Origin of the sequence: Anaerobium acetethylicum (genome assembly GCF_900096945.1) — a bacterium.
GTDB classification, from domain to species: domain Bacteria; phylum Bacillota; class Clostridia; order Lachnospirales; family Lachnospiraceae; genus Anaerobium; species Anaerobium acetethylicum.
Map to the genome: position 1 here is coordinate 1 of NZ_FMKA01000017.1, position 17,346 is coordinate 17,346.

Here is a 17,346-nt window from a genome sequence, read left to right on the forward strand (position 1 = left end):
ATAAACGAACAGCATTGCTTTTCCATCCGGTCAAGGGGGGCGTAACAAATCAATACATTACGTGGTGGCAATCCCACGAAAAAAATGATTGACCCAGAAAAATTTTAGATGTAATCATAAAAAGAACGAAATACATAGGAATCACAGGAGCGTTTTAAAACTTTTCGAAGTTTCGGGGTGCTCCTTTTGCATAAAAACCTGAGTTCTGTGTGCGCCAAATTGCAGTTCCTGCAATTTGTGTGCATCATATGTGACTATGAAGGACGTAGTCTGGAATAGTTATCAACGTCTTCATAAAGCTGCTCATCAATTCATGTTTTGTATCACTGTGTGATAGAGTTCGAATGTGCAAATCGACGAAGTTGAACGTTACAAGAGGGCTTTTGACGCGCTAATCTTCATAGGACTTGGAATAAATTTAGATACGGAACAGACAGGAGAAGCTTTTTTGCGAGAACACAAAATAATTACCCGAAAAATATAATATTTACAAAAAAAGTTTTAAGGATATTTTATACTGATTTCAATCTGATTCGATTATCTGACACTTGAATTATAATGTAAAAGAAAGAAGGGATATCAATGAAAAATTACAAGAGGGAGTTCATGGGGGAATTGCTGGGAACATTCATCTTGGTTCTGTTCGGGTGCGGAACAGTGGCTAATTCCATACTGTTCGATTCTTATCAGGGGATCGTGCAGATTGCTCTTATGTGGGGGATTGGAGTAAGTCTGGCTATATACATTACAAGACACTTATCCTGCGCCCATCTGAATCCTGCAGTCACGATTGCGATGGCAGCTAACGGGAGAATGAATATCAGGAAGGTTCCGGCATATCTGGCAGCCCAGTTTTCAGGGGCATTTCTTGCAGGAATTGTATTATATGGCCTGTTTGCAGCAAACATATCAGAATATGAAAGCATAAACGGGATTGTCCGGGGGACACCGGAATCCATGGCTGTAGCAAAGATGTTCGGCGAATACTATCAGTCGGCGGGAGGTTCTGCAGCAGTCTCGATGCCGATTGCCATGGCAGCAGAAGGACTTGGCACCTTTTTGCTGGTACTCATGATTTTTGGCATGACAGAGGGATGCAACCTGGGAAAGCCGGACAATAATCTGGCGCCTCTGTTCATCGGATTGTCCGTAAGTTCCTCAACCTGCCTCGTAGGCCCTTTAACACAGGCGGGACTGAATCCGGCCAGGGATGTTGGACCGAGGCTGGCAGCCTGGATTTTTGGATGGGGAAGCGCTGCATTTCCTGACAGCACGGGAGGATTCTTTTTTGTGTATATGCTGGCACCGGTAATCGGGGCTTTGCTGGCAGGAACATTATTTACAGGGGTACTGCAGAACTTGATGCAGCAGCAGAAAGAAGAGTGCTGCACCGGCAGGGCAAAGCCAGACCGGGAAGCATGCGGCTGTGGTGACAGAAGTTCCTGCAATGAAAATAATTAACAGGAGGGTATATCGATGAAAGCAAGAATAATTTTAGCAGGCGGCTTTTTAGGCGCGGGAAAGACAACGCTGCTGCGGAGAATGGCAGAGAAGTTTTTGGAAAACGGGAAAACAGCCGGACTCATTACAAATGACCAGGCATCCGGACTGGTAGACACAGCTTACCTGAAAAAAGCGGGAAGTGTTACGGAGGAAGTAAGCGGGAGCTGCTTCTGCTGCAACTTTCATGGGCTGACAGCTGCGATTGATAAAATGATGCAGGATGACCAGGTGGATGTGATTGTCGCAGAGCCGGTAGGAAGCTGCACGGATCTGTCTGCCACGATTCTGCAGCCGTTAAAAGAAAAGTACAAAGATAATCTTGAGATTTCCCCGCTAAATGTTCTTGTAGACCCGGCACGCCTTCGGGCTATCCTGGATGGTGAAACTTCAGGATTGCACAAAAGTGCGGCATATATTGTCCGCAAACAGCTGGAAGAAGCGGACTGCATTGTCATAAATAAGATCGATTTGCTGACCGAGGCGGAGGTGGAAATGCTGAAGGGACGCACAGCAAAGGAATGGCCACAGGCAAAAGTATATGCCATCAGCGCACAGACAGGTGAAAATATGGAAGAATGGCTCGACTATGTTATGAATGCCACGGAGGCAGGAACGCATCTGGCCAGGGTAGATTATGACGTCTATGCGGAAGGTGAAGCGGTACTTGGATGGCTGAATGCTGCCATTATGATGGAGAGCAAAGATGCAGATTGGAAAGAGTTTGGAGAAAAATTGCTGCATGTGCTCAGCAGCCGTTTTGATGGAATGAATGCGGCAGTCGGACATGTGAAATTAATGATAGAAGAGGATGGCAGTTTTATCGTTGGCAACCTGACAGGAAGAAAAGATACATTGAAGATCAGAGGCAAATCGGACAGAAGAAATAAGGTCAGCCTGACCCTGAATGCCCGTGTCGAAATGACGCCTGGAAAACTGGAAGAGATCGTTCTGGAAGAACTGAAAAATGTCTGCGGCGATGATATCAGATACGACGTACAGGCCCTGAAATGTTTACAGCCGGGGCGTCCGAATCCAACATACCGTTATGATACGGTAGTGAATTTCTAAAAATCTGTGACTATTCAGGACTACGTCCTTCATAGTCACGGGGCTGCTGAACAGTTACAAAAATTTTACCAATAATCCAACTTAAGTTTTAGATTGGATCAAGGCAATATACTATCATGAATGCAGAAGAACACAGAAAATGAAAGAACAATATAAAATCAAAGGAGAGACAGGAAGATGACAAATAAGGAAATATTAATCAAAACTTTAAAACATGAGGAGACAAGCCAGGTGCCATGGGTGCCTTTTGCAGGAGCACATGCAGGAAAACTGGTCGGATACAGTGCGGCTGAGGTCCTTCAGGATGGCGACAAATTATTTGAGGCTCTTATGGAGGTAAATAAATTGTACAAGCCTTTTGGACAGCCGGTTATGTTTGATCTGCAGATTGAGGCTGAATGCCTGGGCTGCGATCTGGTATGGGCTGAAGACGGTCCTCCGTCTGTATCAAAACATCCGCTGGAAGGGCAGGAAGAAATCGAGATTCCCTGCGAGTGCACGATTCCGAAAAAAGAAGACGGCCGTATTCCGATGGTTCTGGATGTCATGAAAAGGATGAAAGAGGCTGTGGGCGATACGACTGCACTGTATGGCCTGATCTGCGGACCATTTACCCTGGCGACCCATCTGCGCGGCAACGATATCTTTATGGATATGTACGATGATGAAGATGCAGTCATTGAGTTCCTGGAATACTGCAACAAAATCGCAATGAAGATGGCCGAATATTACGTGGAGGCAGGGATGGATGTCATTGCAGTGGTAGATCCCCTGATTTCCCAGATTTCATCAGCACATTTTGAACTGTTTATGAGCAGGCCATTCAGTGATCTGTTCGCCAGAATCAAGGAATTGGGTGCTTTTTCTTCCTTCTTCGTATGTGGAGATGCTACCAGGAATATCGAGGTAATGTGCAAGACCGAACCGGATTCAATTTCAATTGACGAGAACGTAAACCTTCTGGCTGCAAAGGAAATCACGGACAGATATAATGTCGTAATCGGTGGAAATATTCCGCTGACAACGGTAATGCTTCATGGAACACAGCAGGATAATATGAAATTCGTTGTTGACTTACTTGACAGCATGAAAGACAAGAAAAACTTTATACTGGCACCGGGCTGCGATATGCCATTCGCTGTGCCTGTTGAAAATACGATAGGGGCTGTACAGGCCGTTACGGAAACCGAATCAGTCCGTGAAATACTGAAAAACTATGTGGCTGTGAGCGAGGATATCGAAGTGGAAATTCCGGACTATGCGAATCTGAAGAAGCCGCTCGTGGAGGTATTCACACTGGATTCAGCTACCTGCGCGGCATGCCAGTATATGATGGGAGCAGCAAATGAAGCAAAAGAAAACTTTGGCGATGCCATTGACATGACAGAATATAAATTTACCATAAAGGAAAACATTGCCCGCTGCAAGAAAATGGGAGTTCCGAACCTGCCATCCATGTACATCAACGGGGAGCTGAAATTCCGCTCACTGGTACCAGCAAAAGAGGAACTGGAAGCGGCAATCACGGCTGCAATGAAATAGAACAAAAAATGAAAGGAAGATATATGATAAAACTGTATCTGATTACCGGCTTCTTAGGAGCCGGTAAGACCACATTCCTGAAAAATTTCATAAAGATGTTTTCTGATCACAGGCTTCAGATCATTGTCAACGAATTTGGGAAGGAAGGCGTCGACGGGCAGCTGCTAAAGGACGTAGGAGCCTCGTTGAATGAGATAAACAACGGCTCCATCTTCTGTTCCTGCCGCCTGGACAGATTCGAGGAAGTGCTTGTGAAGGCGATTGAAGATAAGCCTGGAATGATAGTGATCGAGGCATCGGGCCTGTCTGATCCTACCAACATAAAGAAAATCTTAGGCCAGAAGGATAAGTTTTCGGATATCGAATATATGGGAAGCATCTGCCTTGTGGATGCACGGCAGTTTCCCAAAGTATATCAGACTGCAACAGTGGTCAAAAAGCAGATAGCCGTCAGCGATATCATACTGCTGAATAAAACGGATCTGGCAGATCGGGACAGGATCAGAGAGATATATGAAATAATCGGTAACCACAGACCGGATATTCCGATTTTTGAAACGGAATATGGAGAAATAAAAAAGGAATGGATGGACCAGATCAGGACGATCAGCGGCGCTTCTGAAAAGGCAGAAATGCAGCAGAGGGATATTACCTTAAGAAGTTATGTGATTGAAATCAATCCATCGTTTACCCTTTATAACTTTCAGAAATTCATAGAAATGTTCATCGAAGATACCTATCGGATCAAAGGATTCGTGAACCTGGAGGGCAGGATATATCTGGTTGACTGCGTCGGGAACATGTTCAAGGCAGAGCCCTATGAAGGGGAGGCCTCCAGCGTCAACAAGGTTGTGGTGTTGTCAGGAAGCGGTCTGCCAACCCGGAAAAGCATTAAAGAAGCGATAAAATGGTATCCGGAGGACATAAAGGAGTTTTGTTAGCCTGCAGATCTGTCGTTTCGTTTATAAAAAACTGCCCCTCGTAAGTCAGATTGATATGTCTGACTTATGGGGGGCAGTTCTGTATTAGTTCTTTTTTTGTTATCGGTACTGCTTCGGCGTCAGCCCCGTATATTTTTTAAAGACTTTGGAAAAGTAGCTCTGGTCTTCAAAGCCTGTGGCGACCGCAATATCAATGATGGAGTAATCCGTATTGGACAGCAGCCGCTTGCTTTCCTCTATACGCACCATATTCAGGTATTCCTTAAAAGAAGAGCCGGAGGACTGCTTGAATATAGTGGAAAAATATGCTGGATTCAGATGCACATGGGAAGCGACATCCTCCAGAGTGACATTTGAGGCGTAATTTTTGGAAATATACTGTATCGCTCTTTTGATCAGCTCGTTATTCTTTGTGGGAATGTAGTTGAACATGGATTCCACGAATACCTCGACGGTTTCCTGAAGTTTATAGCAGAGTATTTCCAGATCGGTAATCTGCTGGAGGTTTTTTAAAAACTGGTTGTTGATCTTCAAAATGCTGTCTGTAGCAGCGCCGCCTTCTATTGCGGCCCGGGACAGCAGGGCGGAGAGTTCGAGGGCGCGGGATTTTACAATCTCAAGCTTGTTTCCCTCAGAGAACAGCACATACCCGAGCAGGTCGTTGAGGATTCCTTTTGCGGCGGAAATGTCACCGGATTTCACTTTGTAAATCAGTTCTTTTTCTTTTTCGTAAGGGTAGGAAGAGTTTGAATTCACATCCTGGGATTTGTACATCTGGATCGACTCGTTTATCTTTGACTGCTGGTGGAGCTTTCCCTGATTAATGATCAGCTGCTGCTTTCCATCGGTGATCAGATTTGCAAACAGAAAATAAAGCAGCCGGCTGATCTGCGTCACCTTTTTTGGAGGGATGATTTTGATGCTGCTGCTTTCATCATACAGATCCAGCAGGTCGTTTGTAGACAGCTTGTATTTTCTGTCGATGTCCTGTATCAGGAGCGAATCAGGACTTTCCATCAGAAACGGTCCTGCCAGGATAGAACCGAGGAAAGCACCGTTGTTGATCAGGGGGAAGACGATATGATTCAGATTCGCATGGCAGGAGAAGATATAGCTCTCCCCCAGATCGACCGCCTTTTTGCTTGCGTTGATATGCATTTTTTCACAAGAGTCATTTTTGGGCAGATGCTTCGTGAAGGTGGTGCAAAAGTTAGCGGCCGGTCCGCAGGACAACAAGATGGAGCCCTGGTCGTCGATTACCTGGAGGGGTATATCCAGACATGTCTGGAAAGATTCTATCATTTCTTTTAATTGGTTTTTTTCTACGATGGTATACAAATATGGCTGCATCCTGGTGGGGACCTCCTTTTACTCTGGTGTCATATTATTGTGATTATATCACGAAAATTACAAAAAAAATACAAGCTTTCTAAAGAAATTACACAAAATAAGATAGCCGTATATTATAATGAGTATATGATTTTTAACAACAAAACATAAAAAAGAAAGTCTTATAGGGAGGAAATATGATGACAATCATAGAAGAAATTTCAGAATATCTGCAGAAGGGTAAAGCAAAAAATGTGAAGACACTTGTGCAGCAGGCAATCGACGAGGGAGCAGACCCAAAACAGATTTTAAATGAGGGCCTTTTGGGCGGAATGATGATCATTGGAGAAAAATTCAAAAAGAATGAGGTTTTCGTACCGGAAGTACTGGTGGCAGCCAGAGCCATGAATGCGGGCCTTACGATTCTTGAACCAAAACTGGTCGAAATTGGAAACCAGGCTGTAGGAAAAGCAGTAATCGGAACCGTAAAAGGAGATCTGCATGATATCGGAAAGAACCTGGTCACCATGATGTTAAAAGGTGCCGGATTTGAAATATATGATATTGGCGTTGATGTAGAAGCGGATGCTTTTATTGAGAAGGCAGAAGAGGTTGGAGCAGATGTCATATGCATGTCAGCGCTTCTGACGACGACTATGCCAAACATGAAAACGGTAATCGACGCACTGAACGATAAGGGAGTAAGAGAGAAGTATATCGTTATGGTAGGCGGAGCTCCTGTAAATGAAAATTTTGCAGAACAGATTGGAGCGGATTATTATACACCTGATGCAACGACTGCAGCAGAAGTCGCGAAAAAGGCTGTCGAATCAAAAAATGCCATGCAGACAGCATAAACAGATTAAATAGGACGTGATGCAAAACATGTTCATTCGCAGCGCGCTCTCGCTTAGATGAAGACGTAGTGGTACATAGGGCCGCAGAACACGCGGCCCAAATACCAACGTCTTCATAAAGCTGCTCATTGAATCATGTTTTGCATCACTGCGTTGTAGAGGGCGAATGTGAAAATTGACGAGGGCGAATGTTACAAAATGCTTTTGATATGCTAAGATTTACAGGAAAATATTAGGGTTTTATGTAAAATAAGAATGTTCCACATACTAGCATATTTGCGAATTAGGGGGAATCGGGTACCGGGAGGAAAGATATGGAGAAATGTGGGCAGGTTCAGAAAAGCGAAAATTCCAAAATGAATAATTTTGAAAACCATAAATTAATATCGGACTTTAACATAAAGATCAACAGGGATACTGTCATGCATATTATGGACTGCCGCAAGGACAGCCCCGTCTATGAGGAAGTGCTCCAGGAGTATGAGGAATTGGAAAAGGAAATCAGTGCACTGATCGAACCGGCGGCTATCATCAAATTTGGAAGGCTTGAGGCAGAGGTTAAGCTCGAAGGGCTGGAGAACGGTGCACCGGTGGTGTATGTTCTGGCGACTGCAGGCCTGGATATTTCTGAGCTGAGCAGCAGATATTTTGCAGAAGGCGATTACCTGCGGGGAATGCTTGCCGATGCTATGGCAGATGACTATCTGTTCCAGACCGATAGTGAGGTCCAGAAGATAATCAGGGAGGAATGCAGGCTGCGAAGGCTTGGCATCCGCCAGAGATTTGAAGCGCCCGGGACAATGCCGATGGAGATGCAGAAAGCAATACTGGATGAGACTGAAGCATATGAAAGGCTGAAGATAGACATTACGACGGGCTATATGTTCACAGCAGTAAAAACGACAGGCTACCTGCTGGAAGTGACGGAAGATGAGAATGATTTTCATGCAGATCAGAACTGTGAAGCATGCGAGGCCGTTGGATGCAAGAGAAGAAAAGTAGCAGAGACAGGCGTGAAGGTCACGAGCGGAGACAGCGTATACGAGATAGGATGCAAGGAAAAGGAAAGCCTGCTTGAGGCGATGGTCAGGAACGGTATATTTGTAAGCGCAGTCTGCGGAGGAAACGGAAAGTGCGGAAAATGCAGTATACAGGTTATAGAAGGAGAGCTGGAAATCACCGCTGCAGACAGGGAGGTTTTTGGACAAGAGGAGCTGGCCGCCGGCTTCCGGCTGTCATGCAGAGCATATCCGAAAGCCGGCTGTTCGATCAAGCTGGCTGCCGGAAATGAATCGGATTTTGAGATACTTTCAGATTATCGGAACGAAGATGATGAGAAAAGCAAAGCAGGAGAAGACAGCTATCTGATCGGGATTGACATTGGGACAACAACGATAGCCATCACTCTTGTGGGAGCGGAATCAAAAAGAACAGTAAAGACATTCACGATAGTTAATAAGCAGAGGGCATACGGTGCGGATGTGATTTCAAGAATCCAGTCTTCCAATGAAGGGAAGATGGAGGAACTGAGGGACAGCGTCCGGGAAAGCCTGAACCTGGGAATCCGGGAAATCGTGGAGAGCACGCGGATTGCAAAATCATCCATAAAGAAAATCGCCGTGTCTGGAAATACGACAATGCAGCACCTGCTGCTTGGGTATTCCTGCGAGACGCTGGGCGTATTTCCATTTACCCCTGTAGATGTCGGCCTGACGGAGAAACCGTTTCTGGAAATCATGGGAAATGACTACCTGCAGTCGCCGGTGGTCCTGCTTCCGGGCATATCGACGTTTGTCGGGAGCGATATCGTGAGCGGACTGCTTCTATGCGATTTTGACAGGAAGAAGGAAATCAGCATGCTGATCGACCTTGGCACAAACTGCGAAATGGCAATCGGAAACAGCGAGAGGATCCTGGTATGCTCAACCGCAGCCGGGCCGGCTTTTGAGGGCGGAAACATCCAGAACGGCACCGGAAGTATTCCAGGAGCAATCAGCAGCGTTTCCATTGAAGACGGCAAAGCCATTTATGAAACAATAGCAGGGAAGCAGCCGGTCGGGATATGCGGGACCGGGGCAATCGAGACCGTTGCAGAACTGCTGAGGGCGGACCTGATTGATGAAACTGGTCGCCTGGACGAAGCATATTTTGAAGAGGGATATGAACTGGCCAGGAATCCCGAAGGCAGGAGTATAGTATTCACGCAGAAGGATATCAGAGAAATCCAGCTGGCAAAATCTGCGGTGAGGGCAGGAATCGAGACGCTGGCTGAACGATATGGCACAGAACTGGATGCAATCGCAAGCGTATATATTGCGGGAGGATTCGGATTCAAGGTGGATATCAGTAAGGCGGTCTATATAGGACTGCTGCCTGAAGAATTTTCGGGGAAGATAGAAACGGTCGGAAATAGTTCGCTTGGCGGAGCTGTCAGGTATCTGACAGAGGACGGTGCAGACAAGAGAGTGGAAAAAATAGTGGAAGCATCCGAAGAGATCAATCTTTCGGGAGATAAGTTTTTTAACGAACGCTATATGGAGTACATGTATTTTGAGTGAAGAAGCTATATTCGCACTTTGTGACTATGAAGTACATGGATCTGAATAGTTGTCGATATTCTGAAAAAACAGATAAAAATCAAAAGAAATTACAAGTGAATTTTTTAGTTCGCTTCGAATTCATTTTCCTGGTACGAATCCCTCAATCTGGTTTATAATAGGTAAAGATGCGGTAATGCGAAACAGTAATCAAAGCAGTAGCAGGTTCTAATGGACAGGCGGCCGCTGATTCGCAGATTGAGAATTTGGAAGGAGATATAGAATGTTAAAAGCTGTCATATTTGATATGGACGGGGTTCTGATCAACACGGAGCCTCTGCATTTTGAGGTCTGGAAACGGGTATTCCAGAACAGAGGCATAGAGGTGTCCTATGAAGTCTATAAAGATTGCATCGGTTCGACTGCAAAGTATCTGCTTGAACTAATCAGGAAGAATTATGGAGTGGATTTCGGGGATGATGATGATATCCGCAGGGAAGCAGCGCAGATGAAGGAAAGCATCGTGAAGGAACGGGGATTTCCTGAAATCAGCGGAGTAAAAGAGATGCTCGAAAGGCTGGATTCAGCAGGCTTCCAGATGGCAGTCGCTTCTTCGTCCGCAGAGAAATATATTCAGGAAGCGATGAAGACCCTGGGGATAGAGTCCTTCTTCCGGGTGCTGTGCAGCGGCGAAAATGTCAAAAATCCCAAACCGGCGCCTGATGTGTTCCTGAAGGCAGCCAGTGAAATGAATCTGCGGCCTGAAGAATGTCTGGTGATAGAAGACTCGACCAACGGATGCCTGGCGGCGAAAAATGCCGGCATGAAATGCATCGGATTCCGCAACCCGGATTCCGGGAATCAGGATCTTTCGACTGCGGCCCTGACGATAGATAAATGGGAAGAACTGGATGATGAACTGATTGGCAGGCTTCTTCACATGGACGAATGATGGTTTAAATATTTTTATAGACTAACAGAACAGCCCCCAGACCTGGGGGCTGTTCTGTGCAAAAAATCAAAAATAGCTACTTCATTCCTGATGGTTTTAGTCCCAGATAGTCTAAAAGCGATGATTCTAAAAATTTAGAGTAGTTGACCTATATTTCAGGTATTCTATAAACCTGGCCACTGCCAAAGAAATTGTCTTTCTATCCCGCATGGCCAGGCCAATATTTCTATAGGCAGGTACATCCAGTTCTTTTGCCACAATGTTGTAAGGAATCCTTTTAAGAATCAGTTCCGGTAGTATGCTGATGCCCAGGCCGCTCTCCACCATGGACATGATTGCATAATCGTCCCATGTTGTAAAACGAACCTTTGGAGTAAGATGGTTCCGTTCAAAAATTTCTGAAATTTCTGCTTTTGCACCTTTTTCCAGCAGCATGAACGGTTCCATGCATAATTCTTTCACAGGCACTTTCTCGCAGCCTGCTAATGGATGATCTTTCGGAAAAATCGCCATGAGCCGGTCCTGTTCTAAAAATATCGTCTCCAGATCGGGCTGAGTCGGCAATCGCAGAAATCCACAGTCGACTCTTCCCTCAGAGATCCAGTTTTCAATTTCTGTATAATCGCCCAACAGAAGTTCATATTCAATATTCGGATAGTCCTTCTGGAATTCTTTGATGATATGCGGCAGCCAATGGGTCGCCACACTCGAAAAAGTCCCAATGCGGATAAGGCCGGACTGGAGACCATTTAATTCATCTACCTGCATCTGCAGTTTCTGATAGTCTTCACATACCCTTTTTGCATAGGGAAGCAGTCTGACGCCATCGGATGTCAGGCGTACTCCGGCGCGGCTTCTTTCCAGCAGGGAAATGTTCCATTCCTTCTCCAGATCCTGTATCATCCGGCTGATGCCAGACTGTGAGTAAGCCAGGGCTTCTGCCGCTTTTGTAAAACTGCCATACTCTGCTGTTTTGACAAAAGCCATATGTTTTTGAATATTCATATCCATAATTACTGCCCCCTTTTGCATCTGATTTTGTAATGATTAACATGATAAAAATTCGTTTTTGTAATCTTTTCCTTTATGATACACTATGGTTGAAAATAATTCAATGAAGGAAGGAGATATGGAAGTAACCATGGAAGTAACCATGGAAGTAACCATGTTTCCTGGAAAGGTGGATTTTTGAAAAACGCATATTTTAAGTACCTGTCTGCGTTACTGTTGTTCGGCTCCAATGGTATTGTGGCAAGTTTTATCTCTCTTGACAGCTATGAAATTGTTCTATTGCGGACACTAATCGGAAGCTTGCTGCTGCTTGTCGTATTCCTGTTTCAAAAGAACAGATTTACTTGTTTGAAGCAGAAAAAGGCTTTGCTTTTCCTGCTTATTTCCGGGATGGCAATGGGTGCCAGCTGGATGTTCCTATATGAAGCTTACCATCAGATTGGGGTAAGTTTTGCTTCTCTGGCATACTATTGTGGTCCTGTGATCGTCATGGTTCTTTCGCCTGTTGTTTTTAATGAAAAATTTGCATGGCCGAAGTTAGCAGGTTTTTTGTGCGTGCTGGCAGGTATCGTTCTTGTGAATGGGCAGGCTATGCAGGCTGGGGGCAGAAGTCTTGGTTTGATCTGTGGTGCCCTGTCAGCATTCATGTATGCTGTTATGGTTATTTTCAATAAAAAGGCGACAAGGATAACCGGACTCGAGAATGCTTTACTTCAGCTATCATTCGGTTTTCTGATCGTGGCTGTATTTGTAGGCATCAAACAAGGTTTTGTGATCCATGCTGCCTCTTCAGACTGGATTCCGATCTTGATTCTGGGCTTTATAAACACCGGCATCGGATGCTATTTTTACTTTTCTTCTATTGGGTCGTTACCAGTACATACCGTAGCAATCTGTGGCTATCTGGAACCGCTGTCCGCTGTTATTTTTTCTGCGATATTTTTACAGGAAAGGCTGCTGACAATTCAGATTCTGGGAGCCGTAATGATTCTCGGCGGTGCTATATTTGGGGCCAACTATAAAAACATTGACATGGAGTTAACTCCAGGTATTACAATCAAAGGGAAAAGAAGATGACCCGGGATATATCAGCTTTTAAGGAAGCTGGCAAACTGGGTTGTAATCAAAAGGAATGGCAATTCATGGATCTCCTGTAGACAAAACAGAAGCAGATGTGAAAAACTGGAATATGAAAGGATGATAGAAATGGAATATGCAAAATTAGGTAATTCTGGAATTGAAGTGTCACGATTGTGCGTGGGCTGTATGAGTTTTGGTGACCCGGCAAGCAAAATGCATGCATGGACACTGAATCCGTCTGAAAGCGAAGCAATCATAAAGCACGCATTGGAGCTTGGTATAAACTTCTTCGATACGGCAAACTGCTATTCGGCAGGAACCAGCGAGGAGTATTTAGGAAAAGCGATCAGGAATAACGTTTCCCGTGACAAAGCGGTGATTGCCACAAAGGTATACTTCAATGAAGGCAATCTTTCAAAAGAGGCGATTTCAAGAGAACTTGACGGTTCTCTGAAACGATTGGGAACAGACTATGTGGATCTGTTGATTATTCACCGGTTTGACTATCATACGCCGGTTGAGGAAACGATGGAGGCTCTGCATAAGGCAGTGCAGTCGGGAAAGGTCCGAGCAATCGGCGCATCTGCCATGTACGGATATCAGTTTGCAAAACTTCAAGATGCTGCGGAGAAGAACGGATGGACGAAATTCGTATCTATGCAGAACCACTATAATCTTCTGTATCGTGAGGATGAAAGGGAATTGATTCCGATCTGCAAGGAGCAGGGCGTTGCATTAACACCATACAGCCCCCTTGCTGCGGGAAGATTGGCCAGACCATGGTCAGCTGATACCCTGCGCAGTCAGACAGATGTCACAGCGGCTGGAAAATATGACAGCACCAAAGACTCTGATATGGGAATTGTAAACAGGGTATCTGAGCTGTCAGAAAAACACAATTGCACGATGACGCAGATTGCGTTGGCATGGCAGTTTGCGAAAGGCGTCACTTCACCGCTCATTGGGGCCACAAAAGCGAAGTATTTTGATGATGCGGCCGGCAGTTTTGATATAGCCCTGAGCAATGAGGATATGGAATACCTGGAAGAGTTGTATGTTCCACATAAAATTGTGGGAGCTTTATAGGCAGAGTGAATAAAACAAGAAAGATGGAGAATATCATGAGTAAAAAAGTATTAATTATCTCTTCCAGCCCAAGAAAAGGCGGAAATTCAGATATATTGTGTGATGAATTTGCAAAAGGGGCGGCAGAAAGCGGCAGCCATGTAGAAAAAATATTTCTTGGCAGCCAGAAGATTGGCTATTGCCTTGGCTGTGGTGTCTGCAACACGACCTCGAAATGTGTGCAGAAAGACGACATGACAGCATTGTTGGAAAAAATGGTATCAGCTGATGTCATCTTGCTGGCAACGCCGGTATATTTCTACACCATGTCGGCACAGATGAAAACATTTATTGACAGAACTGTTCCAAGGTACACAGAGATCACCGGCAAAGAATTTTACTATATCGTTGCAGCCGCAGATACGGAAGTATCCTCCATGGAGAAAACAATCGAGAGCTTCCGTGGCTTTACGATCGACTGCCTGGAAGGGACTGTTGAAAAGGGAATCATCTATGGCGTGGGTGCATGGAATAAAGGTGAAATCAACAGCACACCGGCTATAAAAGAGGCGTATGAAATGGGAAAAGCTGTGTAAAGAAGAAACTATTATGAAGAGAAATTGAAACATGTAGAACCTCCCAGGATTTCTGGGAGGTTCTTTCGGTGACCTTGAAAGCCGACTGTATAGTCAAAGTAACATGGTGCATGTGGAGATTCAGAAGCAGGAAGTGGATTCATATTGTTTAGAGCAGTGGGAATATAGGAATATAGAATAGAAGTTGATTTTATTAGTATGATTTTTGACCTTTCAGCATCCATGCTTAATTCGAAGAAGAGAAAAGGTCAAAATTATACACTTTTTATGGTAGTATAATAAAATAAAAACGGACGTATGTTGCAGGAGGTATCATTATGCTAGACAGCAATTATGCAATCACTTTTAGCCTGACAGAAAGTCAGAATAAAATAGTCCGAAACCATTGGAGCGGTTTTCTGCTTGCAGTTTTTTTTGCCTGAGCCTCTGGGTTCCTTTTTCTATTTATAAAGCCATAAAAACAGCCCATCTATGTCATTTTTCTCATCACTAATAATTCGGATTTATGATTTAAAAATTCTGTTAATATTTTTCCAACTGCAATATTGCTCAATATTTTTTAATAATTCATCCGTTTTATCAGCATGTATGATTAGCTCAACATTGGAAGCGTTATGCAGGGTAATTACTCCGAGTAAAGATTTTGCATCCACGTAATAGCTGCCACAATGCAAATCACATTCATAATCATATTTATTCAAGATATTTACGAACATTACTATTTCCTTTAAATCCCCTAATTCAACTGATACTTTCGTCATATAATTCACTTTCTTTTATGATTTTAAATTTTCTTTTAAATTTAGAATATTCATCTGGCTATCATTCAATTTTATTGTAATCGTGAAACCCAGGAAATTATTCGGGACAGTATTTATATAGTCACCGAGGATGCACACAAATTGCAAAATCAGCAATTTGGTGCATTCAAAACTCAGATTTCTATGCAATAGAAGCACAAAAACACCTCGCAACACGGGACTATTGAATAGTTACTGATATTATTCTTTTTGTAAGCATTGTGTAAGGCTTGCTGCTAATTTTCTTCCAGATCCACCGGCTCAAACATATCAAGTGTTTCCAGGGCAGGTAGCAGCTTGCTGACGCCGCAGGTGAAGAAAATCATACGGATTACTTCAAATATTTCATCCATTGTAGCCCCGTTTTCAAGAGCCAGTTGAGCATGAACTTTCATTGTGGTATCTGTTCCGGTTGCCATGCCGATAGCCATAACGATTAATTCACGGTATTTCTTTGGAATAGAAATATCGCTTTTGTTGCAGTTTATATATTGCTGTAAAAAAGCATTTACAAGGTTTGGATCATTTCCCATTACCCGGTGGGAATCAAGCAGAGAACCACCTCGGGCAATCTTTAAATCTTCAAGAATTTTTTGGGAACGAGCCAGCTTTTCAAAATTCATCTGTTTCATAAGGACTCCTCCATTAATTAGTTTGATACTTTGTGCGTAAAAAATCCAATGCATAACTCGGAAACATTGCATAAGTCAGAATATCCTCGTCGGATTTTGCAAGTGCGCCAAGTTCATTTTTTGCAGTTTCAAATCCAGGTTCCAGCATATCGGCAGGTTTGTTCATGTTTGGCTTGTCGCTGCCAAGTGCTTTTTCTAAAAGTTCCGAAGATATAGGACCTGGGGGCATTCCATACATGCCGCGGCAGTAATCTCTCAGCTCCTTACTCATTAAGGAGTAGCGCTTGCCGGTTATTACATTGGTTGTAGCCTGAGCACCGCATATCTGGCTTGATGGAGTGGCAAGGGGAGGATATCCCATGTCGGCACGTACCTGGGTGACCTCTTTCAGGATTTCCGGAAGCCTGTCATACAAGTTCATGGCGGTCAACTGACTTTCTAAACTTGAGAGCATTCCGCCTGGAACTTGATGTTCTAAGCAGTCGACATCGACACCGATCAATTTAGTCTCATACTCTGCATATTTCTTTCGTAAAATTAGAAAATCATCATTGATGGACTTAAAATGTCCAAGCTCGATTCCAGGATCACGGCTTGTGCCTTTTAAAGCAGACAGGAAGCTTTCGATTGGAGGATGAGCCGGTCCCATGGACATTGAAGAGACGCACACGTCTATTCCGTCCACTCCAGCCCGAATTGCCTCCCAGTAAGCCATTTCGGCCATTCCGCCAGTACAGTGGCAGTGGAGATGAACTGGAATCTTCAATTTTGCCTTTAAAGCAGAAATCAATTCATATGCAGCCTGTGGTGTCATTAAACCTGCCATATCTTCAACATGCATAAGGGAAGCCCCCAGTTTTTCCTGCTCTAACGCATTCTGAACAAATATATCGGTAGTATGGAAGGGACTGATATTATACTGAACAGAACCTTCGATTTTTTTTCCAGCCTTCTTTACTGCCTTAAAAGCAGATTCACAATTTCTCAAATCCTGTAATGCATCAAAAATTAAAAATATATCAATACCGGCCTCAGCGGCCTTTTCTACAAATTTTTCTACAATATCGTCTGGATAAGCTTTATAACCTACTAAATTTTGTGCGCGAAGAACCATCTTTAGCGGGGTCTTCTTGACATATTTCTTGAATTCTCTAATCCTATCCCAGGGATCTTCTTTTAAAAATCTGACTGCAACATCAAAAGTTGCACCACCCCACATTTCAATACTATCATATCCGACCTGATCCATGCGGGTCAGAAGCGGAGCCATATCGGCAGTGGTCATACGGGTTGCCAGTAAAGACTGCTGTCCGTCACGAAATTCAACACTGTTGAATTTCAAAGGGGTGCCGGCATTTATAAAGTCTGCTGCACCGATTCCATCGGGATATTTTGTTCTTTTTGTCCAAAACAAAATACTTCATTCCTTTCAT

The 17,346-nt window shown here is 44.1% G+C and carries 15 protein-coding genes; 10 read left to right on the top strand and 5 right to left on the bottom strand.

Annotated elements, in window-relative coordinates; translation table 11 throughout:
* The first annotated feature begins 582 nt into the window (after window positions 1-582).
* From BJR36_RS12695 to BJR36_RS12710, 4 genes are all read left to right on the top strand, one after another.
* Entirely contained in the window at window positions 583-1,461 is an 879-nt protein-coding gene (locus BJR36_RS12695; RefSeq protein ID WP_091234980.1) for an MIP/aquaporin family protein, read from the top strand.
* A gap of 15 nt (window positions 1,462-1,476) precedes the next feature.
* Window positions 1,477-2,571, top strand: coding sequence for a GTP-binding protein (locus BJR36_RS12700; protein ID WP_091234982.1), 1,095 nt, complete (start codon window positions 1,477-1,479; stop codon window positions 2,569-2,571).
* Between the two features lie 177 nt (window positions 2,572-2,748).
* The gene (locus tag BJR36_RS12705) at window positions 2,749-4,113 is read left to right on the top strand and encodes a uroporphyrinogen decarboxylase family protein (RefSeq protein WP_091234984.1); all 1,365 of its coding nucleotides are present in this window, start codon (window positions 2,749-2,751) and stop codon (window positions 4,111-4,113) included.
* 23 nt (window positions 4,114-4,136) lie between these two features.
* Complete coding sequence (locus BJR36_RS12710) at window positions 4,137-5,054, top strand: CobW family GTP-binding protein (protein WP_091234986.1); 918 nt, start codon at window positions 4,137-4,139, stop codon at window positions 5,052-5,054.
* 99 nt (window positions 5,055-5,153) lie between these two features.
* On the opposite strand, the gene BJR36_RS12715 is transcribed toward BJR36_RS12710, so the two are convergent.
* Window positions 5,154-6,404, bottom strand: a complete 1,251-nt coding sequence (locus tag BJR36_RS12715) for a PocR ligand-binding domain-containing protein (RefSeq protein WP_091234988.1) — start codon at window positions 6,402-6,404, stop codon at window positions 5,154-5,156.
* A 179-nt stretch (window positions 6,405-6,583) separates the two neighbouring features.
* Between BJR36_RS12715 and BJR36_RS12720 the strand changes: the two genes are divergently transcribed.
* The 3 genes from BJR36_RS12720 (at window position 6,584) to BJR36_RS12730 (ending at window position 10,729) form a co-directional block, all read left to right on the top strand.
* Window positions 6,584-7,240, top strand: coding sequence for a cobalamin B12-binding domain-containing protein (locus tag BJR36_RS12720; protein WP_091234990.1), 657 nt, complete (start codon window positions 6,584-6,586; stop codon window positions 7,238-7,240).
* 314 nt (window positions 7,241-7,554) lie between these two features.
* Entirely contained in the window at window positions 7,555-9,798 is a 2,244-nt protein-coding gene (locus BJR36_RS12725) for an ASKHA domain-containing protein (RefSeq protein WP_091234992.1), read from the top strand.
* Window positions 9,799-10,060: 262 nt separating this feature from the next.
* A complete protein-coding gene (locus tag BJR36_RS12730) occupies window positions 10,061-10,729 on the top strand; it encodes an HAD family hydrolase (protein ID WP_091234994.1) in 669 nt (222 codons plus the stop codon).
* A 126-nt stretch (window positions 10,730-10,855) separates the two neighbouring features.
* On the opposite strand, the gene BJR36_RS12735 is transcribed toward BJR36_RS12730, so the two are convergent.
* On the bottom strand, window positions 10,856-11,740 hold the full coding sequence (locus BJR36_RS12735) for a LysR family transcriptional regulator (RefSeq protein WP_091234996.1): 885 nt from the start codon (window positions 11,738-11,740) through the stop codon (window positions 10,856-10,858).
* Window positions 11,741-11,917: 177 nt separating this feature from the next.
* On the opposite strand from BJR36_RS12735, the gene BJR36_RS12740 reads away from it, so the two are divergent.
* From BJR36_RS12740 to BJR36_RS12750, 3 genes are all read left to right on the top strand, one after another.
* The gene (locus BJR36_RS12740) at window positions 11,918-12,817 is read left to right on the top strand and encodes a DMT family transporter (RefSeq protein WP_091234998.1); all 900 of its coding nucleotides are present in this window, start codon (window positions 11,918-11,920) and stop codon (window positions 12,815-12,817) included.
* A gap of 129 nt (window positions 12,818-12,946) precedes the next feature.
* Entirely contained in the window at window positions 12,947-13,906 is a 960-nt protein-coding gene (locus BJR36_RS12745; RefSeq protein ID WP_091235000.1) for an aldo/keto reductase, read from the top strand.
* Between the two features lie 35 nt (window positions 13,907-13,941).
* Entirely contained in the window at window positions 13,942-14,481 is a 540-nt protein-coding gene (locus tag BJR36_RS12750; RefSeq protein ID WP_091235002.1) for a flavodoxin family protein, read from the top strand.
* Window positions 14,482-14,984: 503 nt separating this feature from the next.
* On the opposite strand, the gene BJR36_RS12755 is transcribed toward BJR36_RS12750, so the two are convergent.
* From BJR36_RS12755 to BJR36_RS12765, 3 genes are all read right to left on the bottom strand, one after another.
* Window positions 14,985-15,242 carry an HPr family phosphocarrier protein gene (locus tag BJR36_RS12755; protein ID WP_091235004.1) on the bottom strand — a complete coding sequence of 86 codons (258 nt, stop codon included), beginning with the start codon at window positions 15,240-15,242 and terminating at the stop codon, window positions 14,985-14,987.
* Window positions 15,243-15,517: 275 nt separating this feature from the next.
* Entirely contained in the window at window positions 15,518-15,913 is a 396-nt protein-coding gene (locus BJR36_RS12760) for a carboxymuconolactone decarboxylase family protein (protein WP_091235006.1), read from the bottom strand.
* Between the two features lie 13 nt (window positions 15,914-15,926).
* Window positions 15,927-17,327, bottom strand: a complete 1,401-nt coding sequence (locus BJR36_RS12765; RefSeq protein WP_091235008.1) for a pyruvate carboxylase subunit B — start codon at window positions 17,325-17,327, stop codon at window positions 15,927-15,929.
* Window positions 17,328-17,346: the final 19 nt, after the last annotated feature.

What these genes read in the sequence shown, in the direction of transcription:
- BJR36_RS12695 (WP_091234980.1), top strand. Translation starts at nt 583, where the DNA reads ATGAAAAATTACAAGAGGGAGTTCATGGGGGAATTGCTGGGAACATTC.
- BJR36_RS12700 (WP_091234982.1), top strand. Translation starts at nt 1,477, where the DNA reads ATGAAAGCAAGAATAATTTTAGCAGGCGGCTTTTTAGGCGCGGGAAAG.
- BJR36_RS12705 (WP_091234984.1), top strand. Translation starts at nt 2,749, where the DNA reads ATGACAAATAAGGAAATATTAATCAAAACTTTAAAACATGAGGAGACA.
- BJR36_RS12710 (WP_091234986.1), top strand. Translation starts at nt 4,137, where the DNA reads ATGATAAAACTGTATCTGATTACCGGCTTCTTAGGAGCCGGTAAGACC.
- BJR36_RS12715 (WP_091234988.1), bottom strand. Translation starts at nt 6,404, where the DNA reads ATGCAGCCATATTTGTATACCATCGTAGAAAAAAACCAATTAAAAGAA.
- BJR36_RS12720 (WP_091234990.1), top strand. Translation starts at nt 6,584, where the DNA reads ATGACAATCATAGAAGAAATTTCAGAATATCTGCAGAAGGGTAAAGCA.
- BJR36_RS12725 (WP_091234992.1), top strand. Translation starts at nt 7,555, where the DNA reads ATGGAGAAATGTGGGCAGGTTCAGAAAAGCGAAAATTCCAAAATGAAT.
- BJR36_RS12730 (WP_091234994.1), top strand. Translation starts at nt 10,061, where the DNA reads ATGTTAAAAGCTGTCATATTTGATATGGACGGGGTTCTGATCAACACG.
- BJR36_RS12735 (WP_091234996.1), bottom strand. Translation starts at nt 11,740, where the DNA reads ATGGATATGAATATTCAAAAACATATGGCTTTTGTCAAAACAGCAGAG.
- BJR36_RS12745 (WP_091235000.1), top strand. Translation starts at nt 12,947, where the DNA reads ATGGAATATGCAAAATTAGGTAATTCTGGAATTGAAGTGTCACGATTG.
- BJR36_RS12750 (WP_091235002.1), top strand. Translation starts at nt 13,942, where the DNA reads ATGAGTAAAAAAGTATTAATTATCTCTTCCAGCCCAAGAAAAGGCGGA.
- BJR36_RS12755 (WP_091235004.1), bottom strand. Translation starts at nt 15,242, where the DNA reads ATGACGAAAGTATCAGTTGAATTAGGGGATTTAAAGGAAATAGTAATG.
- BJR36_RS12760 (WP_091235006.1), bottom strand. Translation starts at nt 15,913, where the DNA reads ATGAAACAGATGAATTTTGAAAAGCTGGCTCGTTCCCAAAAAATTCTT.